The organism is Arthrobacter sp. AIWTK1 (assembly GCF_056680535.1).
Window position 1 is genome coordinate 96,430 of record NZ_CM155287.1, and the last position, 23,320, is coordinate 119,749.

Annotated in this window: 24 protein-coding genes; 15 read left to right on the plus strand and 9 right to left on the minus strand. The window is 67.2% G+C overall.

Annotation, left to right across the window (positions count from 1 at the left end; all coding sequences use genetic code 11):
• The first annotated feature begins 72 nt into the window (after positions 1-72).
• From AC1MDG_RS00515 to AC1MDG_RS00535, 5 genes are all read left to right on the plus strand, one after another.
• Positions 73-831, plus strand: coding sequence for a LamB/YcsF family protein (locus AC1MDG_RS00515; RefSeq protein ID WP_479806825.1), 759 nt, complete (start codon positions 73-75; stop codon positions 829-831).
• 135 nt (positions 832-966) lie between these two features.
• Positions 967-2,298, plus strand: a complete 1,332-nt coding sequence (locus AC1MDG_RS00520; protein ID WP_479806826.1) for an MFS transporter — start codon at positions 967-969, stop codon at positions 2,296-2,298.
• 67 nt (positions 2,299-2,365) lie between these two features.
• Positions 2,366-4,054 carry a 5-oxoprolinase subunit B/C family protein gene (locus AC1MDG_RS00525; RefSeq protein WP_479806827.1) on the plus strand — a complete coding sequence of 563 codons (1,689 nt, stop codon included), beginning with the start codon at positions 2,366-2,368 and terminating at the stop codon, positions 4,052-4,054.
• The gene (locus tag AC1MDG_RS00530; RefSeq protein WP_479806828.1) at positions 4,054-5,820 is read left to right on the plus strand and encodes an acetyl/propionyl/methylcrotonyl-CoA carboxylase subunit alpha; all 1,767 of its coding nucleotides are present in this window, start codon (positions 4,054-4,056) and stop codon (positions 5,818-5,820) included. The genes AC1MDG_RS00525 and AC1MDG_RS00530 overlap by 1 nt, the downstream gene beginning before the upstream one ends.
• A 101-nt stretch (positions 5,821-5,921) precedes the next feature.
• Positions 5,922-6,302, plus strand: a complete 381-nt coding sequence (locus AC1MDG_RS00535; protein WP_479806829.1) for a nuclear transport factor 2 family protein — start codon at positions 5,922-5,924, stop codon at positions 6,300-6,302.
• A gap of 43 nt (positions 6,303-6,345) precedes the next feature.
• Here AC1MDG_RS00535 and AC1MDG_RS00540 read toward each other — a convergent pair whose 3' ends face one another.
• A complete protein-coding gene (locus AC1MDG_RS00540) occupies positions 6,346-6,849 on the minus strand; it encodes a PH domain-containing protein (RefSeq protein ID WP_479806830.1) in 504 nt (167 codons plus the stop codon).
• Positions 6,850-6,928: 79 nt separating this feature from the next.
• The gene (locus AC1MDG_RS00545; protein WP_479806831.1) at positions 6,929-7,294 is read right to left on the minus strand and encodes an ArsR/SmtB family transcription factor; all 366 of its coding nucleotides are present in this window, start codon (positions 7,292-7,294) and stop codon (positions 6,929-6,931) included.
• Between the two features lie 331 nt (positions 7,295-7,625).
• Between AC1MDG_RS00545 and AC1MDG_RS00550 the strand changes: the two genes are divergently transcribed.
• Genes AC1MDG_RS00550 through AC1MDG_RS00560 form a run of 3 tightly spaced genes read left to right on the plus strand, consistent with a single transcriptional unit; the run spans position 7,626 to position 9,287 of the window.
• A complete protein-coding gene (locus tag AC1MDG_RS00550) occupies positions 7,626-7,946 on the plus strand; it encodes a YegP family protein (RefSeq protein WP_479806832.1) in 321 nt (106 codons plus the stop codon).
• 5 nt (positions 7,947-7,951) lie between these two features.
• Complete coding sequence (locus AC1MDG_RS00555; protein WP_479806833.1) at positions 7,952-8,659, plus strand: PAS and ANTAR domain-containing protein; 708 nt, start codon at positions 7,952-7,954, stop codon at positions 8,657-8,659.
• A gap of 13 nt (positions 8,660-8,672) precedes the next feature.
• Positions 8,673-9,287 (plus strand): TetR/AcrR family transcriptional regulator, encoded by a 615-nt coding sequence (locus AC1MDG_RS00560; RefSeq protein ID WP_479806834.1) that lies wholly within the window; start codon positions 8,673-8,675, stop codon positions 9,285-9,287.
• 4 nt (positions 9,288-9,291) lie between these two features.
• On the opposite strand, the gene AC1MDG_RS00565 is transcribed toward AC1MDG_RS00560, so the two are convergent.
• From AC1MDG_RS00565 to AC1MDG_RS00580, 4 genes are all read right to left on the minus strand, one after another.
• Complete coding sequence (locus AC1MDG_RS00565) at positions 9,292-10,347, minus strand: bile acid:sodium symporter family protein (RefSeq protein ID WP_479806835.1); 1,056 nt, start codon at positions 10,345-10,347, stop codon at positions 9,292-9,294.
• A gap of 118 nt (positions 10,348-10,465) precedes the next feature.
• Complete coding sequence (locus AC1MDG_RS00570) at positions 10,466-10,660, minus strand: YegP family protein (protein WP_043476651.1); 195 nt, start codon at positions 10,658-10,660, stop codon at positions 10,466-10,468.
• A 154-nt stretch (positions 10,661-10,814) separates the two neighbouring features.
• Positions 10,815-12,317 carry a SulP family inorganic anion transporter gene (locus AC1MDG_RS00575; protein WP_479806836.1) on the minus strand — a complete coding sequence of 501 codons (1,503 nt, stop codon included), beginning with the start codon at positions 12,315-12,317 and terminating at the stop codon, positions 10,815-10,817.
• Positions 12,318-12,323: 6 nt separating this feature from the next.
• Positions 12,324-13,430, minus strand: coding sequence for a GTP pyrophosphokinase (locus AC1MDG_RS00580; RefSeq protein ID WP_479806837.1), 1,107 nt, complete (start codon positions 13,428-13,430; stop codon positions 12,324-12,326).
• Between the two features lie 258 nt (positions 13,431-13,688).
• Here AC1MDG_RS00580 and AC1MDG_RS00585 point away from each other — a divergent pair, with 258 nt between their 5' ends.
• Both AC1MDG_RS00585 and nhaA read left to right on the plus strand, forming a co-directional pair.
• Positions 13,689-14,483, plus strand: coding sequence for an alpha/beta hydrolase (locus AC1MDG_RS00585; protein WP_479808991.1), 795 nt, complete (start codon positions 13,689-13,691; stop codon positions 14,481-14,483).
• Positions 14,484-14,572: 89 nt separating this feature from the next.
• Positions 14,573-15,922, plus strand: a complete 1,350-nt coding sequence (gene nhaA, locus AC1MDG_RS00590; protein WP_479806838.1) for a Na+/H+ antiporter NhaA — start codon at positions 14,573-14,575, stop codon at positions 15,920-15,922.
• Positions 15,923-15,927: 5 nt separating this feature from the next.
• On the opposite strand, the gene AC1MDG_RS00595 is transcribed toward nhaA, so the two are convergent.
• A complete protein-coding gene (locus AC1MDG_RS00595) occupies positions 15,928-16,407 on the minus strand; it encodes an ATP-binding cassette domain-containing protein (protein ID WP_479806839.1) in 480 nt (159 codons plus the stop codon).
• Between the two features lie 377 nt (positions 16,408-16,784).
• Between AC1MDG_RS00595 and AC1MDG_RS00600 the strand changes: the two genes are divergently transcribed.
• The 5 genes from AC1MDG_RS00600 to AC1MDG_RS00620 are packed head-to-tail and all read left to right on the plus strand — an operon-like array spanning position 16,785 to position 21,413.
• Entirely contained in the window at positions 16,785-18,149 is a 1,365-nt protein-coding gene (locus AC1MDG_RS00600; protein WP_479806840.1) for an MBL fold metallo-hydrolase, read from the plus strand.
• A gap of 54 nt (positions 18,150-18,203) precedes the next feature.
• Positions 18,204-19,220 (plus strand): carbohydrate kinase family protein, encoded by a 1,017-nt coding sequence (locus AC1MDG_RS00605; RefSeq protein ID WP_479806841.1) that lies wholly within the window; start codon positions 18,204-18,206, stop codon positions 19,218-19,220.
• Between the two features lie 10 nt (positions 19,221-19,230).
• Complete coding sequence (locus AC1MDG_RS00610) at positions 19,231-19,740, plus strand: YbhB/YbcL family Raf kinase inhibitor-like protein (protein ID WP_479806842.1); 510 nt, start codon at positions 19,231-19,233, stop codon at positions 19,738-19,740.
• 58 nt (positions 19,741-19,798) lie between these two features.
• A complete protein-coding gene (locus AC1MDG_RS00615; RefSeq protein WP_043476674.1) occupies positions 19,799-20,617 on the plus strand; it encodes a Cof-type HAD-IIB family hydrolase in 819 nt (272 codons plus the stop codon).
• 13 nt (positions 20,618-20,630) lie between these two features.
• Positions 20,631-21,413 (plus strand): glycerophosphodiester phosphodiesterase family protein, encoded by a 783-nt coding sequence (locus tag AC1MDG_RS00620; protein ID WP_479806843.1) that lies wholly within the window; start codon positions 20,631-20,633, stop codon positions 21,411-21,413.
• On the opposite strand, the gene AC1MDG_RS00625 is transcribed toward AC1MDG_RS00620, so the two are convergent.
• Positions 21,410-22,948, minus strand: coding sequence for a putative bifunctional diguanylate cyclase/phosphodiesterase (locus AC1MDG_RS00625; RefSeq protein ID WP_043476678.1), 1,539 nt, complete (start codon positions 22,946-22,948; stop codon positions 21,410-21,412). The genes AC1MDG_RS00620 and AC1MDG_RS00625 overlap by 4 nt on opposite strands.
• A complete protein-coding gene (locus AC1MDG_RS00630; protein ID WP_144406258.1) occupies positions 22,938-23,297 on the minus strand; it encodes a DUF7793 family protein in 360 nt (119 codons plus the stop codon). Before AC1MDG_RS00630 ends, AC1MDG_RS00625 begins: the two co-directional genes overlap by 11 nt.
• Positions 23,298-23,320: the final 23 nt, after the last annotated feature.

Below are 23,320 nucleotides of genomic sequence, written 5' to 3' on the forward strand. Positions count from 1 at the left end.
TCGAAGGATTGTTGAACAATCGATAAATTTGGTGCATCCTAGTAAGACCAAATCAATGAGACGAGGATCACAATGGTGTACATGGACCTGAACAGCGACGTAGGCGAGTCCTTCGGTCGCTGGACCCTGGGCGACGACACGGCGATGTTCCAATCCGTGTCCAGTGCCAATGTGGCCTGCGGTTTCCACGCCGGCGATCCCACCGTCATCCGCCGCACCTGCCGCGAAGCCGTGCAAGCCGGCGTGATGATCGGCGCCCACGTGGGCTACCGTGACCTCTCCGGATTCGGCCGCCGCTTCGTGGACATCGATCCCAACGAACTGGCTGACGACATCGTCTACCAGATCGGCGCGCTGCAGGCGCTGGCCGCCACCGAAGGCGCCCGCGTCCGCTACGTCAAGCCGCACGGCGGCCTGTACAACGCGATCGTCTCCCACACCGCCCAGGCACGCGCCGTCGTCGACGCCGTCAAGTCGATCGACGCCTCACTGCCCATCCTCGGCCTTCCCGGCTCGGAGGTGCTGCGCCTTGCAGAAGCAGCCGGACTCCGCGCTGTTTCCGAAGCCTTCGCCGACCGCGCCTACAACCCCGACGGTACGCTCGTCTCCCGCTCGCTCCCCGGAGCCGTCCTGCATGACCCGGCCCAGGTGGCCGAACACGTCCTGCGGATGGCAGCCGACTCCGCCATCCGCACCGTGGACGGCTCCATCCTGAGAATCAATGCAGACAGCATCTGCGTCCATGGCGATTCCCCCGGGGCTGTTGCCATGGCCATCGCAGTGAGGGCTGCGCTTTCCGACGCCGGCATCGCCATCAAAGCTTTTGCCTAACACGGCTTTCGCTTAAGCCGTGTACGCCTAAAACCGTTCGCCTCACCCCGTTACTGCTTTGCGGAGTAAAAAGTTCCGCCCGGCAACCGCGCCCAGCATGCAGGCAGCACCACCGCACCCCCTGAAGGAAAGACCATGACCACACACCACACGGCCGCCCGTACCGGCCGGAAGATCCCGCCCGGCGCCCTGAAGGCGTACATTGCCAGCCTCACCGGCACCTCGCTGGAGTACTACGACTTCGCCATCTACTCGGTGGCCTCGGCATTGGTCTTCCCCAAGATCTTCTTCCCGGGCAACGACGAATTCGTGGGCCTGCTGCTTTCCTTCTCGGCTTTTGCCGTGGGTTACCTGGCACGGCCCATCGGCGGCGTGATCTTCGGCCGCCTGGGCGACAAGATCGGCCGCAAGCACGTCCTCGTGGTCACCCTGATGCTGATCGGCGTCGCCACAGTCCTCATCGGCCTGCTTCCCGACTACTCCGTGATCGGCGTTGCGGCCCCCACCATCCTGGTGCTCCTGCGCCTGGCCCAGGGCATCGGCGTCGGCGGCGAATGGGGCGGTGCCGTCCTGCTCTCCAGCGAATTCGGTGACGCCAACAAGCGCGGCTTCTGGTCTTCCGCAGCACAGATCGGCCCGCCCGCCGGCAACCTGATGGCCAACGGCGTCCTGGCCGTGCTGGCGGCCACGCTCAGCACCGAAGCCTTCCTCTCCTGGGGCTGGCGCGTGGCCTTCCTCGCCTCCGCACTGCTGGTGGTCTTCGGGCTGATCATCCGGCTCAAGCTCGAGGAAACCCCTGTGTTCAAGGCCATAGCGGCCCACGGCGAACAGCCCAAGGCCCCCATCACCGAGGTCTTCACCAGGGAACCGCGCGCGCTGATTGCCGCCGCCCTGTCCCGGGTCTGCCCCGACGTCCTCTACGCCCTGTTCACCGTGTTCGTGGCCGTCTACGCCACCAAGGAACTCGGCCTGACCACCGGCAACGTCCTCACCGCCATCCTGATCGGCTCGGCCTTCCAGCTGTTCCTGATCCCGCTGGCCGGCGCCCTCACGGACCGCTTCAACCGCCGCCTGGTCTACGGCATCGCCGCGGTGGGCACCGCCCTCTACATCCCGCTGTTCTTCCTCATGATCGAGGGCAGATCCGTGCTGATGCTCATTATCGGCGTGGTGATCGGCCTGGCCTTCCACGCCTTCATGTACGGCCCGCAGGCCGCCTACATCACCGAGCAGTTCCCGGCGCGGCTGCGCTACGCCGGCAGCTCGCTGGCCTACACCCTGGCCGGCGTGATCGGCGGGGCTGTGGCACCCCTGATCTTCACTGCGCTCTACGCCGTCTCAGGTGACTGGTTCCTGATTGCGGCCTATCTCCTGGTGGCCGCGGCAGTTACCGTGGTGGGTCTGGCCCTCGGCCGGAACCCGCAGACCGCTGAAGAAGAGCGCCTCCTGGCGGACTCCCACGCCTAGCCGGCGCGGGAAACCTATCCGGCACACCAACCCGTTCAAGCCACCGGCAACGATGAAAGCAGCAGCTATGGAAACCCTGACCGTGCACAAGGTCCTCTCCGTGCGGCCCGTGGGAACACGTGCGGTGCTCGCGGAGCTACCCGGAACACAGGACGTCCTCGCCCTGCAGACCCTGCTCCTGGAATCGCCGTTGCCGGGCCAGGTGGACGTACTGGCGGCCGCGCAGACCGTCATGGTCCGCGCGGATTCGCCGGCGGCTGCCCGCCGCATGGGCGCGCTCCTGCTGGAACTGGACCTCACCGCTCCGGCCAAGCAGGACGGCGGCCTGGTGTTCATCGATACCGTGTACGACGGCGAGGACCTCGCCGAGGTGGGGCGGCTCACCGGCCTGGGCACGGAGGGCGTCATCGAGGCCCATTCCGGCCAGGTCTGGACGGTGGCTTTTGCCGGGTTCGCGCCCGGGTTCGGTTACATGGTGGGGGAGAACCAGGCCCTGGAAGTGCCGCGCCGGAGCTCACCGCGCACCGCCGTGCCCGCGGGGTCGGTGGCACTGGCAGGCAATTACTCGGCAGTGTATCCGCGCCGGTCTCCGGGCGGCTGGCAGCTGATCGGCCGCACCGGGGCCCGCATGTGGGACCTCAGCCGGGCCGAGCCTGCCCTGGCCAGCCCGGGCCACCGCGTCCAGTTCCGAGCCGTCCGCGACGTTGTGACCATGGCACCGGAGCACGCAGCCTCCGAAGCCGCAGCCGCGGCCGGGACGCCGGCCGACACGCCGGACCGGGAAAAACGTTCCGGGCTGCGGATCGTTGCACCCGGGCTGCAAAGCCTCATCCAGGACCTCGGCCGGCACGGCCACTCCGCCCTCGGCGTCTCCGCCGCCGGTGCGCTGGACCGGGCCTCGCTCCGGCGGGCCAACCGGCTCGTGGGCAACAGCCCGTCCGCCGCAGCCATCGAAAGCGTGGCCGGCGGACTTCGGATCCAAGCCGTCGGGGACCAGGTCCTGGCCGTCGCCGGGGCGCCGTCGGCACTGACTGTTGACCCGCCGTCGGACGCTGAGTCCGACGCCGAAGGCAATCAGAGGCGGCAGCGCTCCGTTCCCATGGCCACCCCGTTTGCCCTGCTCGACGGCGAAATCCTCACCCTCGGCGCACCGGAGTCCGGGTTCCGCAGCTACCTGGCCGTCCGCGGCGGGGTTGACGCTGAGCCGGTGCTGGGCAGCCGTTCCACCGACACCATGTCCGGCATCGGGCCGGCGCCGCTTGCCGCGGGCCAGCTGCTGGCGTCCGGCGACGTCACCGAGTCCGGCGTGGTGGGCAGCCCCGAACTTCAGCCGGAGTTCCCCGGAGACGGCGTCACCGTACTGGACATTGTCCTGGGTCCGCGGGCCGACTGGTTCGACGAGGCCGCCCTGGACTCCCTGTGCGGGCAGGAGTGGGTAGTGAAGCCCCAGTCCAACCGGGTGGGCATGCGGCTGGACGGCACGCCCTTGCAGCGCAGCCGGCAGGGCGAACTGCCCAGCGAAGGCACTGTGGCCGGGGCCATCCAGGTCCCGCCCGAGGGCCTCCCGGTCCTCTTCCTGGCGGACCACCCGATTACAGGCGGCTACCCGGTGATCGGCGTGGTGGTGGACCACCAGCTGGACCTTGCCGCCCAGGTGCCGATCGGCGGCAGCATCCGCTTCCGCCGCGTTCCCGAGCAAACATCCCCCGAACGAAATTCTTCCGAACAGACTTCCCAAGAAAAAGTGAGTAACTGATGCGCAAGGTCCTGATCGCCAACCGTGGTGAAATCGCCGTCCGGATTGCCCGAGCCTGCGACGACGCCCGGCTGGAATCCGTCGCCGTGTACGCGGACATCGACGCCGATGCCATGCACGTGGGTACTGCCAGCGAAGCCTTCAGCCTGGACGGCAACTCCCCGGCGGACACGTACCTGAACATCACCAAGCTGCTGGACGTGGCTGCCAGGTCAGGTGCCGACGCCGTCCACCCCGGCTACGGGTTCCTGTCCGAGAACGCCGATTTTGCCCAGGCAGTGCTCGACGCCGGGCTGGCGTGGATCGGCCCCGCGCCGGAGGCCATCCGGCAGCTTGGCAACAAGATCACTGCCCGCGAAATCGCCGTCCGTGCCGGTGCCCCGCTCGTGGCCGGCAGTGACGGTCCCGTGGATTCCGCGGCGGAGGCCCGTGCCTTCGCCGAACAGCACGGCCTGCCCATCGCCATCAAGGCCGCCTTCGGCGGCGGCGGGCGCGGGCTGAAGGTGGTCCGGAACATGGACGAGATCGAGGAATCCTTCGACTCCGCAGTGCGTGAAGCCGTGGCAGCCTTCGGCCGCGGCGAATGCTTCGTGGAGCGCTACCTGGACCGTCCGCGCCACGTCGAAGCGCAGGTCCTGGCGGATACCCACGGCAACGTGGTGGTGGTCGGAACCCGCGACTGCTCGTTGCAGCGCCGGCACCAGAAGCTTGTGGAGGAAGCACCCGCACCGTTCCTCAGCGACGATCAGCGGCAGCAGATCTACAGCGCCGCCAAGGCAGTCTGCCGGGAAGCCGGCTACTCCGGCGCCGGAACCGTGGAGTTCCTGGTTGCCGCGGACGGCACCGTGGCGTTCCTGGAAGTGAACACCCGGCTGCAGGTGGAGCACCCCATCACCGAGGAAACCACCGGGATCGACCTGGTCCAGGAACAGTTCCGGATCGCTGACGGGGAGGCCCTGCGCATCACCGCGGACCCCGAGCCCCGCGGCCACTCCTTCGAGTTCCGCCTCAACGCCGAGGACGTGGGGCGCGGCTTCCTGCCCTCGCCCGGAACCATCGCCGACTTCCACGGCCCCACAGGCCCGGGCATCCGCCTGGACACCGGCGTCCGCTCCGGGTCCTTCGTGGCGCCGCAGTTCGACTCGCTCCTGGCCAAGCTGATCGTCACCGGCGCGGACCGCCAGCAGGCACTGCGCCGCGCCCGCCGCGCGCTCGCCGAAATCGAGATCACCGGCGTGGCCACCGTGCTGCCGTTCCACCGCGCAGTGCTTGAATCGCCGGACTTCACCTCCGAGACCGGCCTGGGCATCCACACCCGCTGGATTGAAACGGACTTCGCGGACCGGATCCCTGCGGATCCGGGCTACAGCACCACCGCCCCCGAGGGCGCACGCCGCACCGTCACCGTCGAGGTGGACGGCCGCCGCCTGGCAGTCGGACTGCCCGCTGACCTGCTGGACGGCTGGGCACGCTCGGGCGGAGCCCTCCCCGCCGGTGTTTCGGTTGGCGACGCGTCCGACGGCGGAGCTGCCGCCGGTTCGGGCGCAGCCGATCCGGGTGAGCTGCGCGCTGACATGGCCGGAACCGTAGTGAAGTGGCTCGTGGAGCCGGGCGCCGAAGTGGCGGCGGGGGACGCCGTCGTCGTTCTTGAAGCGATGAAGATGGAAACACAGGTGACGGCGCACCGCGACGGAACGGTGACCGGCATCCGCGCCGAAGCCGGCGGTGTGGTCGTTGCCGGGGCGGTGCTCGCGCTGATCGGCTAGCTGCCGCCCGGGGACCAAATACCGTGGCGCTGACCAGCGTTCCGGAGGAAAATGCGAGACGTTAGCCAAACATCAAGTCCTCCAGGAACCAGGTCGGAATCATGGCTGAAACGAGCGCAAACGAGAACGTCGTCAACCGGCTGATTGGCTGTATCAATGACCGTCACATCGAGGTCATGGATGAGCTGTTTCATGACGACGCGGTGATGCACTGGCCGCAATCCGGAGAAATTGTGCGCGGCGCCGAGAACCGCAGGGGAATCTACAACGCCTTCCCGCAGCTGCCCACCATCACGCCGCGCCGGCTGCTCAGCGGAGGTGATCTGGTCATCGCCGAGGCCCTGCTGGATTACGGCGGGCCACAGTACGAAACGGTGTTTATCTTCGAATTCCGTGACGGCCGCATTGCGAAAGAAACGGCCTATTGGAGCGAGGCATTCGAAGCGCCGGAATGGCGCGCCCAGTGGGTTGAAAAGGGGTAGCTGGCCCGCGACGCGAACACCTGCGGGAAGAAGGCACCCGGTGTTAGAAGCGCTGGACGTTGACGCCTGCAGCCGCCAGGGCCGCAAGGCACCGCTCCTGGCGGTCCACTGATCCAAGGCTCAGCAGATATCCCCGCCCGGCGTCGAGTTGGACGGCGGGCCCCGTATCCTGGATGATTCCCAGGCCGAAGGCACCGAACCGCAGCCCGAAGCCGTAACGCAGGCCGTGGATGGTCGCCGGAGCCGCCGAACGGATGGCCGCAATGGGAATCCTGCGGCGGTAGAACGGAAACCAGCGCAACCGCACTTCGTTTTCGACGACTTGGATCCTGGAGAAGCCGAACGCCAGGAAAGTGATCAGGATGAGGGCGCATGCAATGGAAGTCCATGCCACGGGTTCCGACTGCAGCGCGCCGGTGAGGAAGATGGCCAGCAGGATTCCTGCCAACAGTAAGACGCTGCCGCCGAGGATTGCGCGCGGCAGGCGGCCGTAGAACATCCGGCCGGAATCGAACAACATACCGGCGTCCTCAGGAGTTGGGCTCACAGCTTCATCCTCACACGGATACCGAACGGCATCTGGCAGACAACCCTAAGGCGCCGCCCCGTCCGAGTTGCCGGCGGGGCTAGCGGCCCACTGCTTCCTTCGCGGACCCGTCCACGGACGTCAATGTCAGGCGTGTCGACTGCAGGACGGTGCCCAGCAGTGAGTGCGCTGAGAGGAGGAGGCTGCTCACTTCGGGGCAGGACAGTTCATAAAACAGCCGGCCGTCCTGGCGCGAGGGGATGACCAGGCGCTGGCGGCGGAGCACGCCGAGGTGCTGTGAAAGATTCGAGGGCTCAAGCCCTGTGTCATCCCGCAACCGGCTGACGGCCACGGGGCCTTCGGAGAGCATCTCCAGAACCTGGATGCGTGCGGGGTGTCCCATGGACTTGAAAAGTTCGGCCTTCACGTCACTCAGGACCAGGCCTGCGGGCAACTCGTCCTTCATCGGGCCTCCCTTCCAACATCCACTATTCGGCGATTACCATAACGCTTGTTCAACGAATACAGCTTATGACAGACAGAAAAGTCTGTCTCGCCCGCACCGCCAGTTGGCGTGATGTGCACCTATATCGTAGCCCCGGCCGGTTTGGGATGATCGCTGGATTTAGTCCGTGGGCACCCCTTGCGCGGACGGCTTGAGTAGTTCAGAATTTCATGAATTCATCAATTCGAACCGGCCGCTCAGCTGCGGCCGGCCACACATGGATGGATTCAGGCTGCTCCTGCTGACAACGGCGTCACGGGAGTGGCGTGATCCCAAGTTCCAGGAGGGCTCAATGGCAGGCATGTTCGAACTATTCGCCGACTCGGATACTTCCTTTAGATTTCGACTGACAGCCCCGGACGGAACAGTCATGGCGCTCTCCAGGCCTTTCCCGGACAAGCGGGCCGCCGTGGCCGGGATCGCCGCGGTGCGCGAGTACGCAGGCATGGGCTTTGTTACCGAAGTCCCGGCGCCGAAGCCCGGCCCGGCCCGCGTAGCCGTGCCGGCGCGTGTCCCCGGCCGGCGTCCCGCGAGCCGGAAAAGCCAGATCCTTCTCCGGTGGCGGCAATCGCTGAGGCCGCGGGGCGTCGTCGCCGATTTCCCCGCGTGGTGAGTTCCATGTCCGCCCGGAGGGCCCCGCAGGCGCACTCCAGCCTGCTCGCGGCGGGGGACTGCATCGCCGGGACATTCCGGTTTGACGCCGTGACCGGCAAGCTCGACTGGTCCGAGGAGCTTTTCCGGATTCACGGCTACGGCCGCGGCGAGATCGTGCCCACCCTTGACCTGTTCCTCTCGCACAAGCACCCTGACGACCGCGGGCGGGGCCTGGAGATTCTTACCCGGATCCGCAACGCCGGAGGCAGTTTCTTCAGCTATGACAGGCTCATTGACGCCCGTATGCGGGAGCACCGGATCCTGACGACCGGCGAGGGTGTGCTTGACGAGGCGGGCAGGCTAAGCCACATTGACGCCTTCGTCATCGACCTCACCAAGATGCTCCAGCGCGAGACGGAACAGTTTGCCCGCGCCGCCGTCACGGCAGCCAACGCGAGCCGCAGCACCATCGAGCAGGCCAAGGGCATCCTGATGGGCGCCCTGCGTATCGGCTCCGAGGAGGCCTTCAGGCTGCTGGTCGGCCACAGCCAGCACAGCAACATCAAGGTGGCTAGGACCGCGGCTGACCTCGTGGCCCTGGCCAACAATGCCAAGGACCCCGCACTGCTGGACGGTTTAATTCAGGCCCTCCATCGCGGCCCTGCCGGACGACGGTCCGGAACGATCGGCGTCCACGGCCCTCCGGGGAGGCGCCCGCAGCGCTCCATGTAAAATTCCTTCTACGATGACTGCCGACGACGCCAACCATTCCACCCTGCTGCCCGCCCAGGCAATGGCGGGCCGCGACGACCCAGTGGACCGCATCCTTGCCGCCGCTTACGAGCTGTTTTCCCGCCGCGGGATCCGCGATGTGGGCACCAATGAACTCATCAGCCGTTCCGGCGTGGCCAAAGCGACGTTCTACCGGCACTTCCCGTCCAAGGATGCCCTGGTCCTGGCCTTCCTGGCACTTCGTGACCAGGTGTGGACCGTGGACCTGATTGTCTCCGAAGCCCGCCGCCGCGGCAGCACTCCCGAGGAACGGCTGCTCGCTATTTTCGATGTGTTCGGCGACTGGTTCCACCGTGACGACTTTGAAGCCTGCACGTTCATCAATGTCCTGCTGGAAATGGGGCCAGACCATCCGCTGGGGAAGGCGAGTATCGGCTACCTGAGCAGGATCCGCGGCCACATCGAGGCCCTGGCCGAGGAAGCCGGGCTCAACCGCACCGAGGAATTCGCCCGCTCCTGGCACATCCTGATGAAGGGCTCGATCATTTCGGCCACCGAAGGGGACTTCCTGGCGTCAAAACGCGCGCAGCAGATGGCCGGCTGGCTGATCGAGCACCACCGGAACTGAGCTCTTAGGCGTCGGCGGCGGCCGCGCCGCGAACAGTTGCGCCGGGAACCGGGGCATCACTCAGCGGGCGCCGGGCCAGCCATGCGGCCACGATCGCGCCCGAGATGTTGTGCCAGAGCGAGAACACGGCGGACGGCCGCGCGGCCAGCGGGCTGAAGTGCGCGGTGGCCAGCGTGGCGGCCAGTCCGGAGTTCTGCATTCCCACTTCGAAGGCCAGCGCCCGGCGGGCCTTGTCGTCCAGGCGGCCCAGCTTCCCTGCCAGGTACCCGAGGCCCAGGCCAAAGCCGTTGTGCAGCACCACGGCGAGGAACACGATGCCGCCGGCGGCCACAATCTTGCTGGCGCTGCCGGCCACCACGATCGCAACGATCAGGGAAATCACAACGGCGGAGGCCCAGGGGAGTGCCGGCAGTACCTTCGCGACGAGCTTCTTGAGGAACAGCCGCGCCAGCAGGCCTGCAATCACCGGCAGGAGGACGGTCTTGACGATGTCCAGGACCATGGCGCCGGCGTCGATCTGCAGGAAGGACCCGGCCAGGAACAGGACCAGCAGGGGAGTGACGATGGGAGCTATCAGCGTGGAGACGGAGGCTACGGCCACCGAGAGGGCAACGTCGCCCTTGGCCAGGAAGGCCATCACGTTGGACGCGGTCCCGGACGGCGCGCAGCCCACCAGGATGAGGCCCACTGCCAGTTCCGGCGGGAGGTTGAGCGCCACCGCAATCAGCCAGCCGGCGCCCGGCATGATTACGTAGTGGGCCACGATGCCCAGCACCACGGCCCAGGGCCGCTTGACCACGGATGCGAAGTCCGGCGGGGTGAGCGTCAGGCCCATGCAGAACATGATGATGCCCAGCAGGTAGGGGACGCTCGGGGCCATGGGCTTGAAGGCGCCCGGCAGCAGGAAGCCGGCAACGCCGGCGGCCACGACCAGGAGCGGAAAGACGGTGACTGCGATCCGGGCGATTTTGGCCTCTGCGGCCAGGGCCGGATTCAGCGGTGCGGCATCAGCTGCGGTGCCGCCGGCCGTGGGTTCGGTGGTTTTGGTTGCCTCAAGCATCCAATAATGCTCACATCCGGACGCCGGGTCCTGCCAGTTCATGAACAGACGTCTGACATTTATGTCGGATCCGGCTCCCGGATGCGGGCCCGCTGCTGCGCCGGCCTGCCGCGGCGGCTTATTGCCCCGGCGGGGTGCTGTAATCGGCGATGTGTGCTGTGGCCGCGTGCTCACGAATCTCCGTGACGCCGGAGGCGGCCGCGGCGCTGTCCCGGTAGATTCCCGAGACCGCCAGGACGTGGCCTGCGCCGTTGACGAGCCGGATGCGGACCCCGCCCTGTTCCTCGGTGACGAGTTCGAATTTCCCTGCCATGCTGGACCTCCCCCAAGGTGGTGCGCCTGCGTGGTGGCCGCAGGCTGCTTCCCTTCCAACCATAGATGACAAATATTGTCACAAAAATTACACAACGTTTTGTGTCTGGAGAACGCAGCGCCCGCCGTGATGGCTGCCGGCCCGCTGGAGCCGGCTAGTGCCCGGCGTTGAGTTTTCCGGCAAGCCGCTCACGCATCTGGGTGCTCGCCGAGTTCAGGCCGATCAGTTCCACTTTCCGGCCGTGCCTTCGGTACTTCTCGGTGACGGCGTCCAGGACGGCGATGGTGGAGGCATCCCACAGGTGCGAAGCGTGAAGATCGATGATGACGCGGTCCACCGAGGGTGCGGAATCGCGGGCGTATTCGAACTGGGTGTAGAGGTCGTTGGAGGAGGCGAAGAACAGCTCTCCGTCCACGGTGTAGGTGGCAACGGTCTCGCCGTTGAGTTCGATCTCCGTGCGTTCAACCGTGGCGAAATGCGCCACCCGCCGGGCAAACATGGCCATGGCCGCCAGGACGCCCACGCCCACGCCGATGGCCAGGTTGTGCGTGGCCACCACGGTGCCCACCGTGATGAGCATGACCGCGGTTTCGGATTTGGGCATCCGCTTGAGCGTCTTCGGCGCGATGGAGTGCCAGTCGAACGTGATGGCGGAAACGAAGATCATCACGGCCACGAGCGCGGCCATGGGGATCAGGCCCACAACATCGCCCAGCGTCACCACCAGGACCAGCAGGAAGACGCCGGCCAGGAACGTTGAGACCCTGCTCCGGGCGCCGGAGCCCTTGACGTTGATCATGGTCTGGCCGATCACGGCGCAGCCGCCCATGCCGCCCAGGAAGCCGGTGACGATGTTCGCCACGCCCTGGCCCCAGGACTCGCGGGTCTTGTTCGAGCGGGTGTCCGTGATGTCGTCAACAAGCTTCGCCGTCATGAGGGATTCCAGCAGGCCCACCAGAGCCATGGACAGCGCGAACGGGGCGAGGATCTGGAAGGTTTCCAGCGTCAGCGGCACGTTGGGAATGAAGAGCGTGGGCAGGCTTTCCGGGAGCTGGCCCTTGTCCTGGACGGCGGGAACGTCGATCCCGGCGAGCACCGCAAACAGCGTCAGGGCTACGATCGCCACCAGTGGGGACGGCACGGCTGTGGTCAGCCGCGGGAACGCAATGACAATCACCAGGCCCACAGCCACGAGCGGATAGACCGGCCACGGCACGTTGATCAGCTCGGGGAGCTGCGCCATGAACACCAGGATGGCCAGTGCGTTCACAAACCCCACCATCACCGACCGCGGAATGAAGCGCATGAGCTTGGTGACGCCCAGGACGGCGAGGAGGATCTGGAAGACCCCCGCCAGGATCACCCCGGCGATGAGGTAATCCAGGCCGTGGCTCCGCATCAGCGGGGCGATCACCAAGGCAACCGCGCCGGTGGCCGCGGAGATCATGGCGGGCCGGCCGCCCACAAAGGAAATAGTGACGGCCATGGTGAAGGACGCGAACAGCCCGATCCTGGGATCCACGCCGGCAATGACGGAGAAGGCAATCGCTTCGGGGATGAGGGCCAGCGCCACCACCAGTCCGGCGAGGGCCTCCGTCTTGAGGCGGCGCGGGGAACGGAGCGTAGCCCGGACGGACTGGAGTTGTTCGGGCTTCATATCTTCCTAAAGCTTGGTCTGGCGATAGCGCTCGATCTGCTTCAGCCGCCGCAGGAGGCTGTCGCGCCGGGGGTGCGGAACGGCGTCGGGCGCCTCCGCGGTGAGGTCAATGTGTTTGGTGCCGTACTGCCACAGCAGCAGGTCATCCAGCAACCGGTCCGGGCCCGGGGAGTACCTGTGGTCCAAGGCTTTGCGGACTTCGGTGATGCGGTTGGCACCGAGCAGCTCAGCAAGCTGCACGGTCTGGTTGAGGCCGTGGGCCGCCATGAGTTCGGCTGCCCAGCCCCAGTCATCATCCACTTTACGGTCCACGTGCGGCAGGAGGGTCCGCCAGACGTCGCGGATCCGGTTCGGGGTGAGCTGTGCAGCGCCCTCGCCGTCCGTGTCCCAGTAGCTGCGCACCTCTTCGTAGCGTTCGTGCAGGTCCGCGAAGGCTGTTTCCACCGTTTCCAGCATGGCCGCGGTGGCCGTGAACTGGCGGTCAAAATGCGGGGTCCAGGCGCGGGGGTCCTCGGCCTTGAAACGGATGTCGTGCTCGATCTCGCTCCAGGCGTGGGCAAAGACGGTGCGGATCTGGCATTCGAAAAAGTAGCTGCCGTTGGGCTGGAGCTCCGGGTTGAACACCTTCTGGTAATCCTTGACGGCTTCGTTCTGGATGGTCCGCAGGATCAGGTGGCGGCTGGAGTAGCCGTAGGTGCCGGACTCGATGGAGCCGATGTCCTTCTCGCGGTCTCCCCGGCAGTCAAAGAGCTGGCGCTGGCGCTTGATCAGGTTGGCCACCACCGCGTTCTCCGCCGGCAGCTTGGTGATGACTCGGACGCCCACCATGTCGTTGAGGGTCCGGAACGGGTCCGGGAACTTCAGAACGGGCGGCCCGCCCGGTTCCAGCGGCTTCTCCGTGCGGGAGATCTTTTCCTTGAAGGACTCCACTGTTTTGGTGCGGCCGGTGACAAACAGGGGCGTCACTTCGGTGTCCTTGAGCATGCTGCGGAGCGTGAGCAGGACTTCCCGGGTGACCAGCTTCAGGGCAGGGCGGACCCGTTCATAGAGCTCCACGTTTTCCTGCACGGATTCGCGCAGGCCTGCGTCCAGGCGGTCCCAGTTGGTAGCCATGGTTCCAGCTTACGGGCGGCCTGTGACAGCAGGGCGGGTGACACCCCCGCGGCTGTTCGGTCGGTGGCGCCGGCCCACGGTGCGCGCCGCCGCCGTCGACCGCGCTGGCGCAAAGCTGTCCGGCACCCAAGGTAGGCTCGGCACATGGCTGATGTGCGGCGTCGGACCCTGCTTTCGCAGGGGCTGCCCGGTGCCGCCGCAGCAGTGACACTGGGGGCACTGTCCGCTTCCTGTTCGTCGGGCCCGAAGGAGGACGCAGTGAAGCGGCACAAGTACCAGTACGGCGATGACCCCAGCCAGTGGGGTGAACTCTTCCTGCCGGAAGCCCCTGGAACCCGGGGCGTGGTGGTGGTCATCCACGGCGGGTACTGGCGCTCGCAGTACGGCGCTGAGCTCGGCGAGCCGCTGGCCAGGGACCTTGCCATGCACGGTATGCCGGCCTGGAACCTGGAGTACCGGCGTGCCGGCAACGGCGGCGGCTGGCCGCACACCTTCGAGGACGTGCTGGCGGGCATCGACAAGCTCCGGGACGTTGCCGCGATGCACGGGCTGGGCCTTGAGAAGGTGGTGGCCCTGGGCCACTCGGCCGGCGGGCACCTGGCCGTCTGGGCGGCCGGCCGTTCCCGCCTGGAGCAGCTCGGGGCGCCGGACGCTGACCGCCAGTTGCAGCGGAAGCACGACGACGGCGCCGTGCACCTCACCGGGGTGGTCAGCCAGGCCGGCCTCCTGAACCTGGCCGATGCCGAAAAGCTGAACCTCAGCAACGGCGCGGTCAGCAACCTGCTGGGCGGTTCGTCAGGGAAGTACCCGAAACGGCACAAGTTTGTTGATCCCATGAGCGCGGTGCCGCTGCGGGTCCCTGTTTACGCAGTCCACGGAAGCGACGACGACGACGTTCCGGCCAGCCAGTCCGTGTCCTACGCCAGCGCGGCCAAGGCTGCCGGCGCGCCCGTCCAGCTGCTGAACGTGCCCGGCGACCACTTCTCCCTGATTGACCCCAAGGCGCCGGCCTACCGAAAGTGCCGGGACCTGGTGCAGGAACTCCTGGGCTGAACCGGCAACCTCCGTCCCGTAGACTGGACTAAGGTGCGCCGGGAAGTCTGGTCGGCATAATTTTGTCGACTCAACGTTTAGGACGTTTCATGAGCCACACCCCTACGCCCACACCCGACGCCAAACCGCGCACTATTCTCGGCTACGGCAGCTACGCCGAATCGCTCCGCATTGGAGAGATCCTGCGCAAGGAAACGGTAGGCGGCGCCCTCTTGGTGGCCGCGGCCGTCATCGCCTTGATCTGGGCCAATTCACCGGCTTCCGACAGCTACTTCGCCCTGCGGGATTACAAAATCGGCTATGAGCCCTGGCACCTCGAACTGAGCTTGGGCGCCTGGGCTGCCGACGGACTGCTGGCTATCTTCTTCTTCCTGGTGGGCCTGGAACTCAAGCGTGAGTTCGTGGCGGGCGACCTCCGCCAGCTCAACAAATCGATCGTGCCCGTGGCGGCTGCCGCCGGCGGCGTGATTGTTCCCGCGCTGATCTACGCCGCCGTGAACATCTACAGCCCTGAAACCCTGCGCGGATGGGCCATCCCCACGGCCACCGACATCGCGTTTGCTGTGGCCGTCCTTGCCATCATCGGCTCACACCTGCCCAGCGCCCTGCGCATCTTCCTGCTCACCCTGGCAGTGGTGGATGACTTGATCGCCATCAGCATCATCGCGTTCTTCTACTCCAGCGACATCCAGGCAGCCCCGCTGCTGCTCGCACTCATCCCGCTGGCCCTCTATGCTTTCCTGGCCCAGAAGTACCGCCGCTTCTTCGGCACCCACTTCATGGCCGCCTGGGCCATCCTCCTGCCGCTCGGCATCGTCACGTGGGCGCTGGTGCACGCCTCCGGCATCCACGCCACGGTGGCCGGTGTCCTGCTGGGGTTCGCCGTTCCGGTGCTCCGTTCCAAGGCCAGCGGGGGTCCGGAAGCCGGCCCCGGCCTCGCGGAAATCTTCGAACACCGCTTCCGTCCCATCTCCGCCGGAGTGGCCGTTCCCATCTTCGCCTTCTTCTCCGCCGGCGTGGCCGTAGGCGGCTGGGAAGGCCTGGGCTCCGCCCTGGCTGACCCCGTGGCCATCGGCATCATCATGGCCCTCGTCCTGGGCAAGCCGATCGGCATCATGGGCACCACGTGGATCCTCACCAAGGTCACCAGGGCGCGCCTGGACTCGTCCTTCAAGTGGATCGACGTCTTTGGCGTATCAATGCTGGCCGGAATCGGCTTCACGGTGTCCCTGCTGGTCGCGGAACTCAGTTTCGGCCACGGCAGCCTGCATGACGACCACGCCAAGGTGGGCATCCTGGCGGCATCGTTCCTCGCCGCCATCCTGGCCACCGTGGTGCTGCGGACCAGGAACCGCCAGTACCGCCTGGCGGAGGAGCGGGAGAAGGTCGACTCGGACCAGGATGGCATCCCGGACGTCTACGAGCACGAGAACCGCTAGCCTCCTCAACTGGTGAGGTCGCGCCGCCCCAGCAGGTAGGCCGCCAACCCGGCTCCGGCCACCGAGATGGCAGCCATCAGCAGGGCTCCTGTTCCGTTGAAGGCTTCCACGGGCATTGCCGAGGAGTGGCGGAACGGGCTCAGTTCGGCAAGGCCCGCCACCCCGGCCCCGCCCAGGGCCGACAAAACAGCGGCGAGGTCCTCCGCGTCGGCGTCGAACTCCACTCCCGTCCCGGCGGTGCGGACACCGTGCACCACGGGCAGCAAGGCGAGTGCGTCCTGTGCGCTGAGACCCAGGACGGTGAAATGGGTCCGGCTGAGGTGACGGAGTACCTTCAGGGACCCGGATTCGACGGCGGTTCCGGTCCTGATGATCGTCACCCTGTCGCAGAGCTGTTCCACTTCGCCGAGGATGTGGCTGGACAGCAGAACCGTGGCTCCGTCACTGCGGACCCGCTGGATGTGCCGCCGGAAGACGGCATCCATGATCGGATCCAGGCCGGCGCAGTGACTGGTCCAACGCCGCCGCGCAGGCCTGTCAGCAGGTCGATCACCTCGCCCCCGCTCAGGTTCGGCCACAGGCTGACGTCACCCGGCACGTACGCGATGTCGCGGTGGGTGCGGACCGGGTCAGCACCCGTGGCGTCCGCCAGGGCACTCCGCGGACTTTCCCGCAGGCCGACCAGGCTTCCCGGCTCTCCGATCCACAGCTTACAAGCGGCACGCCGGGCGCGTAAGTGCAGGCGGCACGGACCAGCACCGCTCCGTGGCAGGACGATGAACCGGGCGATTGAAAGACCATACCCCTCCGGGTATGGTCGTGGTATGGCATCGAAGCCGCCGCCACCGTCGAGGAGGAAGTCATGGACGTTGTTGTCATCGATACCCCGCAGCTGGGGGACCGGAGCTACCTGGTGCACGACGGCACGGTGGGGCTGGTCATCGACCCGCAGCGGGACACGGACCGCGTGGAAGCCGCCGCCCGTGAAGCGGGTGTGACCATCACGCACGTCGCTGAAACCCACCTGCACAACGACTACGTCACCGGCGGCCTGGAGCTGGCCCAGGCGCACGGCGCGAAGTACCTCGTCAATGCCGCCGATCCCGTCCAGTTCGAGCGCGAAGCCATCACCGACGGCCAGGCGGTCCGGGTGGGATCGCTGACCGTGAGGGCAGTCGCCACCCCGGGCCACACCCACACGCACCTGTCCTTCATCGTGGACGACGGCGACAAGCAGGCGGTCTTCTCCGGCGGCAGCCTGCTTTACGGTTCCGTGGGCCGGACGGACCTGGTTGCTGCGTCCGACACCGTGGGCCTGACCCATGACCAGTACGCGTCCGTGCGTCGGCTCGTGGCCGAGGCCCGGCACGATGCAGCGCTGTTCCCCACCCACGGGTTCGGCTCGTTCTGTTCGTCCGGCCCGGCCACCGGCGCCGGCTCCTCCACGGTGGGTGAGCAGCTCACCGCCAACCACGCCCTGACCGATCCGGACGAGGACCACTTCGTCCAGGAGCTCATCGCCAACCTCTCCGCGTACCCGGCCTACTACGCGCACATGGGGGCCATGAACGCCAAGGGCCCGGGCCCCGCGGACCTCGCCGTTCCGGAGTCGGTGGACCCGGCCGAGCTCACCCGCCGCCTGGAGGACGGCGAATGGGTGGTTGACCTCCGCCGCCGCGTGGCGTTCGCCAGCAACCACCTCAAGGGCAGTGTCAGCTTCGAATACGGCAGCGGCTCCAACTTCACCACCTACCTGGGCTGGGTCCTGCCCTGGGATGAGAAGCTCACCCTCGTGGGTTCGCGGGAGGACGTCGAAAAAGCCATCCGCGATCTCTCCCGCATCGGCATCGATTCGCCGGACGCCGCCGTCGGAACCGAACCGCACGCACTGGCGCCGGATGCCGCCGTCGCCTCCTACCCGCGCGTCGGCTGGGACGGACTGCTGGCAGGCCGGGCCGACGGCGACACGGTCCTTGATGTCCGGCGGACGGACGAGTTTGCCGCCTCCCACGTTTCCGGAGCCGTCAACGTCCCCGTCCACCAGCTCCTCACACGCATGGATGAAGTTCCGGCCGGCAAGCTGTGGGTCCACTGCGGAACCGGCTACCGCGCCGGCGTTGCCGCCAGCCTGTTGCAGCGTGCGGGCAGGGACGTGGTGCACCTGGATGCGAAGTTTGAGGATGCCGGGAAGTCCGGCGTCCCCATGGACAAAGCGCCTGGGGCGTAACCGGGAGCGCGTCATCAGGAGCGCGCCCGCCCGGTTCTCTGGCAGAGTATGACCATGCTCACAGTTATTGGCGAAGGCCTGGTTGACGTTGTCCAACGATCCTCGGGAATCGAGGCCCACGTGGGCGGCAGCCCGCTCAACGTTGCAGTGGGACTGGCGCGGCTGGACCACCCCGTGCAGTTCATCGGCAGGTTCGGGCGCGACGCCTACGGAGAGTCCGTGGCCGCCCACCTGAAATCCAGTTCGGTGATGGTGCCGCAGGGCCCCGACGCCCTGCCCACCAGCGTGGCCACCGCGCTCATCGACGACGACGGCGCCGCCACCTACACGTTCGACCTCGCCTGGGAGCTTCCCGGCCTGGCGGACCGGCTGCCGTTCATGCTGCAGGGAACCACCCTGGTGCACACCGGCTCCATTGCCACCATGCTGGCCCCGGGCGCCGCCGAGGTGCTTGCCGCCGTCGAACACGCGCACCCCTCCGCCACCATCAGCTTCGACCCCAACTGCCGCCCCACCATCATCACCGACGTGGACTATGCCCGCCGGCAGGCGGAAAAGTTCGTCACCCTCGCGGACGTGGTGAAGGCTTCCGATGAGGATCTCGCGTGGCTCTACCCCGGCGTGGACGTCCTGGACTCGGCCCGGCGCTGGCTCTCCCTGGGCGGTCCCGAGGGGCCCGCGCTGGTGGTGGTGACCCGCGGCGCGGCCGGTCCCTGGGGCATCACCGCCGCCGGCGAAGCTGAGTTCCCCGCCCCCAAGGTGGATGTGGCGGACACCGTGGGCGCAGGCGATTCCTTCATGGCCGCGCTGATTTCCGGGCTCGTGGACCGCGGCCTGGACGGTGCGCAGAACCGGAAGGAGCTGCGGGAACTGCCGGCCGAATCGCTCCGTGAACTGCTGGCCCATGCCGCGTGGGCCGCGGCCGTCACGGTGTCCCGGCCGGGAGCAAACCCGCCCACCCGGGCCGAGCTGAACCACTTCGAGCTCGACAGCCTGGAACGCGACAGCCTGGCGCGCGACACCGCGCCCGCCGGAGACGACCTGAGGAATGCCGACTCCGCCAGCAACTGAAAGGCAGCACATGTCCCCCCACGATTCCCCGTCCCTGCACGTCAGCAGCGAGTCCTTCCGGAACGGCCAAACCCTGCCGCCCGCCCAGCGCAGCGGCAGGATGCGCGCCGGCGGCAAGGATGAATCGCCGCAACTGGGCTGGAGCGGCGCGCCGGCCGGAACCAAGGGGTATGCAGTCACCGTGTTCGATCCCGATGCCCCGGGCCGCGGCGGGTTCTGGCACTGGGCCGTGCTGGACCTCCCCGCAGCCGTGACCTCGCTCCCCGCCGGCGCGGGTGCGGAAGGCGGCGGTCACCTTCCGGGCGGTGCACTGCAGTTGAAGAACGACGGCGGTTTCCACGGCTACCTGGGGGCCGCGCCGCCTCCCGGCCACGGCCCGCACCGCTACATCGTCACCGTCTATGCCCTCGATGTGGAGCACCTCGGACTGGACGCCGGGTTCAGCCCGGCCAGGCTCGAAGCCAAGCTGGCCCCGCACGTCCTGGGCCGCGGCACCCTCACGGGCATCTTCGAGCGCTAAGGCCCGCCGGCTGCCGGGCCGCGCCCGCCGGGCCCGCGGGCCAACGTAGACTGGCAGTATGCGGCTGGTAGCAAGTGACATTGACGGAACGATCCTCGGGCATGACGGCAAAATCAGCCACCGGACCATCCGCGCCTTCCACGCGTGCCGTGACGCCGGCGTCGAACTGGTCTTCGTCACCGGACGCCCGCCCCGCTGGCTGCACCCGCTGGAGGACCAGCTGGGGCACGCCGGAACCGTCATCTGCTCGAACGGTGCAGTGGTGTGGGACCTCGAGGAGGGCCGCCTGGTGTCCGCACGCGCACTTGCCCTCGACGCGGTCTTCGAGGCACGCCGCATCATCAAGCAGCTGCGGCCGTCTGCGCTGTTCGCCGCCGAAACCCTCACCGGCTTCCACCTGGAACCGGGTTTCATCGAAAACGACTCCAGCGAACTCCTGTCCGAGTTCACCCCGGCGCCGCTGGCCAGCACCCTCACCGCTGACGACGCCGTGGTGAAGTTCCTGGCAATTGTCCGCGAAGGCACCGCTGACGACTTCCTCGCCGAGGTGTCGCCCGCAGTGGCGCACCTCGCGTCGGCCACCCACTCGGCGCCCACCGTCGCAATGCTGGAGCTGGCGCTGCCGGGCGTCAACAAAGCCGTGACCCTCGCCGAATACGCTGCCACCCTGGGCATTGACGCGGCCGACGTGGTGGCCTTCGGGGACATGCCCAACGACATCGAGATGCTGCGCTGGGCCGGCAACGGCTACGCGATGGCCAGCGGCCACCCTGAGGCCATCCGCGCCGCGGGGCAGCAGGCGCCCCATTTCGACGACGACGGCGTGGCCCAGATCCTCGAAGCCAAGTTGGCCGAACTTGGCGTGAAGCCCGTCTAGGCAGGCGCCTGGAATGACGGAGCCCCTGCCGTTCTTCGCCGCCGGAAGCGCCTCCGCGCGGGTCGCCATGGCGCACCGCGGTTTTTCACCGGACGGGCTGGAAAACTCGATGCCGGCGTTCCGCGCCGCCGTCGAACTTGGCTACCGGTACCTGGAAATGGATGTCCACACCACTGCCGACGGGGTGCTGCTGGTGTTCCACGACCCCTCACTGGACCGTGTCACTGACGGGCAGGGCCGCATTGCCGATCTGCCCGCCGGGACAGTAGCGCAAGCAAGGATCGGCGGCCTGGAACCCATCCCGCTCTTCGAAGAGCTGGTGCGGGCCTTCCCCGACGTGCGGCTGAACCTGGACGTCAAGGACTGGAACTCAGTACCCGTTCTGGCCGCCGCGATTGAGAGGCACGGCGTTCACGACCAGGTGCTGATTGCGAGCTTCTCGGACCGCCGGCGACGTGCCGTCCTCAGGCAGTTGAGCAGGCCGGTCGCGGCGTCTGCCGGCATCGTGTCCAACGCGCTGTTCACCATGTTGGGGCCGGTGCTCCCGGCGCCGGTCATCAGGAGGGCGCTGCGGGGCGTACACGCGCTTCAGGTGCCGGTCAGCTACAGCGGCGTCCGGGTGGTGACGCCGGCCTTTGTCCGCCGCGCCCACCGGCACGGCCTGCAGGTCCATGTGTGGACCATCAACGACCCCGCGGAGATGCACCGGCTCCTGGACCTTGGCGTTGACGGTATCGTCACCGACCGGGCGGATCTCCTGAAAACGGTGCTTCAGGACCGGGGCCAGTGGGACTAGCCGCCGTGGCGTGAAGACCGCTGCGCGTCCAGCACCGCGGCGAACTCATCTGCCGGGACCGGCCGGCCGAAGTAGTATCCCTGGGCGCTGACGCAACCGATGCTGGCGAGGTGCTCTGCCTGCTCCGCGGTTTCCACGCCTTCCCAGACCGCTTCAAGCCCGCAGGCCCGGATCAGCTGCAGGATCGCGGCCACCAGGGCCGGCTGGGCCGGGTCGGTTCCCAGGTCCTTCAGGAGTGAGCGGTCCACTTTGACCTTGTCCACGGGGAGCTTGCGCAGGTAGCTGATGGAGGAGTAGCCCGTACCAAAGTCATCGATCTCCAGCCCCACCCCCAGCTTCCGCAGGCTGTTCAAGGAGTACCGGTCCAGTTCGTTGCCGCTGACGATTGCGCCTTCCGTCAGTTCGAGGACCAGCAGTTCCGGATTGAGTTCCGCCGCGCTGAGGGTGTCCCGGACCTCTTCGATGAACTCAAGCCGCTGCAGGTCCGTGGGGGAGATGTTGATGCGCATGGAGAATTCGTCACCCGCGCGGCCCGCGGCCCGCCAGTCCCGCAACTGTCCGACGGCGGTGCGCAGGACCCAGCCGCCCAGCTCGGAAATGAGTCCGGCGTCTTCCGCGAGCGGAATGAATTCGTCCGGCATCACCATTCCGCGGGAAGGGTGCTTCCAGCGGACCAGGGCTTCCGCTCCTTCAATCCGCCCCGTGGTCAGGTCAACCACAGGCTGGTAGTAAAGCACCAGCTCCGAGCCGGAAATGGCCGTTCGCAGGTCCTCGATAAGCTGGCTCCGGAGCTGGCGGGCGTGCAGCATGGCCGGTTCGAACACCTTGAGCCTGTTGCGGCCCCCGGCCTTGGACGCATACATGGCCACGTCAGCTTCAATGAGCAGTTGTTCCGCGCTCTGACCGGCGCCGCCGATGCACAGTCCCATGCTGGCACCGCACTGGACGGCGTCGTTTTCGAGCTCCACCTGGCCGTCCAGGGAGGCGAGGATGCGGCTGCCCACGCTTCTGGCCCTGGCCAGGGTGGTGGCGGGCATCAGGACGGCAAATTCGTCTCCCCCCAAGCGGGCAACGGTGTCCGTCTCCCGGACTGAGCCCTTGATCCGCTCCCCGACAGCAGCCAGCACCTGGTCTCCGGCGGCGTGTCCAAGGGTGTCGTTGATTCCCTTGAATGCATCAAGGTCCAGGAGGAGGAGTGCCGGCGGCAGGCTGCCCAGCGCAGCTTCCGCCAGTGCCCCGTTGATGGCGCTGACCAGGGCCGCGCGGTTGGCCAGGCCGGTGAGCGAGTCCGTGAGCGCCATCTTCTGCATTTCCAGGTGCGCCTCGTTGAGCAGCCGGGTGCGCAGTTCCACCCGTTGTTCCAGCTCCTGGTACATGATCTGAAGATCTTCGGCGAGGAGGTTGGTGCCCATGATGACGGCATCCAGTTCGTCCCTGGCGGGGGACACTTCGATCCTGGAGTGCAGCTCTCCTGCGGCAAGGCGGACGATTCCATCCAGCAGCTTGCCAAGGCGCGGATCGCCGTCAGTGAACATGGGCGTTTTCCTTCAACCACTTGAGTGCTTCAAGTTCGGACGTGAAGTAGCTCGCGGGCCCGGACTTGAAGTCGCCGCCAAGGATGAAATGGGCCAGGATGCGGTCCACCGGGGTGCGGCCCAGCAGTGCCCATGCGGCCACCGTGCTCACATTGCTGAACACGGCCCGCGCCGCCCTGCTGACGGACGCAACGTCCGTCACATCCATCAGCACAGCCAATGGCGATCCGGACTGCGGGGCCCGAAGGCCGGCAGCCAGCAACTCTGCCGAGTGCTCGTCCAGGTGCTCGTCCCGGGGAAGCACGATCCGGACAATCTGCTCCTGCATCAATTCAAGCGGCTTAGGCATCAATCCCCCGAACATATGAGAGG

Bases quoted from the DNA above. Each gene is read 5' to 3' on its own strand.
- AC1MDG_RS00525 (WP_479806827.1), top strand. From the start codon at position 2,366: ATGGAAACCCTGACCGTGCACAAGGTCCTCTCCGTGCGGCCCGTGGGA.
- AC1MDG_RS00550 (WP_479806832.1), top strand. From the start codon at position 7,626: ATGGCAGGCATGTTCGAACTATTCGCCGACTCGGATACTTCCTTTAGA.
- AC1MDG_RS00545 (WP_479806831.1), bottom strand. From the start codon at position 7,294: ATGAAGGACGAGTTGCCCGCAGGCCTGGTCCTGAGTGACGTGAAGGCC.
- nhaA (WP_479806838.1), top strand. From the start codon at position 14,573: ATGAGCCACACCCCTACGCCCACACCCGACGCCAAACCGCGCACTATT.
- AC1MDG_RS00515 (WP_479806825.1), top strand. From the start codon at position 73: ATGGTGTACATGGACCTGAACAGCGACGTAGGCGAGTCCTTCGGTCGC.
- AC1MDG_RS00530 (WP_479806828.1), top strand. From the start codon at position 4,054: ATGCGCAAGGTCCTGATCGCCAACCGTGGTGAAATCGCCGTCCGGATT.
- AC1MDG_RS00615 (WP_043476674.1), top strand. From the start codon at position 19,799: ATGCGGCTGGTAGCAAGTGACATTGACGGAACGATCCTCGGGCATGAC.
- AC1MDG_RS00600 (WP_479806840.1), top strand. From the start codon at position 16,785: ATGGACGTTGTTGTCATCGATACCCCGCAGCTGGGGGACCGGAGCTAC.
- AC1MDG_RS00605 (WP_479806841.1), top strand. From the start codon at position 18,204: ATGCTCACAGTTATTGGCGAAGGCCTGGTTGACGTTGTCCAACGATCC.
- AC1MDG_RS00625 (WP_043476678.1), bottom strand. From the start codon at position 22,948: ATGTTCACTGACGGCGATCCGCGCCTTGGCAAGCTGCTGGATGGAATC.
- AC1MDG_RS00535 (WP_479806829.1), top strand. From the start codon at position 5,922: ATGGCTGAAACGAGCGCAAACGAGAACGTCGTCAACCGGCTGATTGGC.
- AC1MDG_RS00555 (WP_479806833.1), top strand. From the start codon at position 7,952: ATGTCCGCCCGGAGGGCCCCGCAGGCGCACTCCAGCCTGCTCGCGGCG.
- AC1MDG_RS00575 (WP_479806836.1), bottom strand. From the start codon at position 12,317: ATGAAGCCCGAACAACTCCAGTCCGTCCGGGCTACGCTCCGTTCCCCG.
- AC1MDG_RS00595 (WP_479806839.1), bottom strand. From the start codon at position 16,407: ATGGATGCCGTCTTCCGGCGGCACATCCAGCGGGTCCGCAGTGACGGA.
- AC1MDG_RS00580 (WP_479806837.1), bottom strand. From the start codon at position 13,430: ATGGCTACCAACTGGGACCGCCTGGACGCAGGCCTGCGCGAATCCGTG.
- AC1MDG_RS00520 (WP_479806826.1), top strand. From the start codon at position 967: ATGACCACACACCACACGGCCGCCCGTACCGGCCGGAAGATCCCGCCC.
- AC1MDG_RS00565 (WP_479806835.1), bottom strand. From the start codon at position 10,347: ATGCTTGAGGCAACCAAAACCACCGAACCCACGGCCGGCGGCACCGCA.
- AC1MDG_RS00560 (WP_479806834.1), top strand. From the start codon at position 8,673: ATGACTGCCGACGACGCCAACCATTCCACCCTGCTGCCCGCCCAGGCA.
- AC1MDG_RS00620 (WP_479806843.1), top strand. From the start codon at position 20,631: ATGACGGAGCCCCTGCCGTTCTTCGCCGCCGGAAGCGCCTCCGCGCGG.
- AC1MDG_RS00570 (WP_043476651.1), bottom strand. From the start codon at position 10,660: ATGGCAGGGAAATTCGAACTCGTCACCGAGGAACAGGGCGGGGTCCGC.
- AC1MDG_RS00630 (WP_144406258.1), bottom strand. From the start codon at position 23,297: ATGCCTAAGCCGCTTGAATTGATGCAGGAGCAGATTGTCCGGATCGTG.
- AC1MDG_RS00610 (WP_479806842.1), top strand. From the start codon at position 19,231: ATGTCCCCCCACGATTCCCCGTCCCTGCACGTCAGCAGCGAGTCCTTC.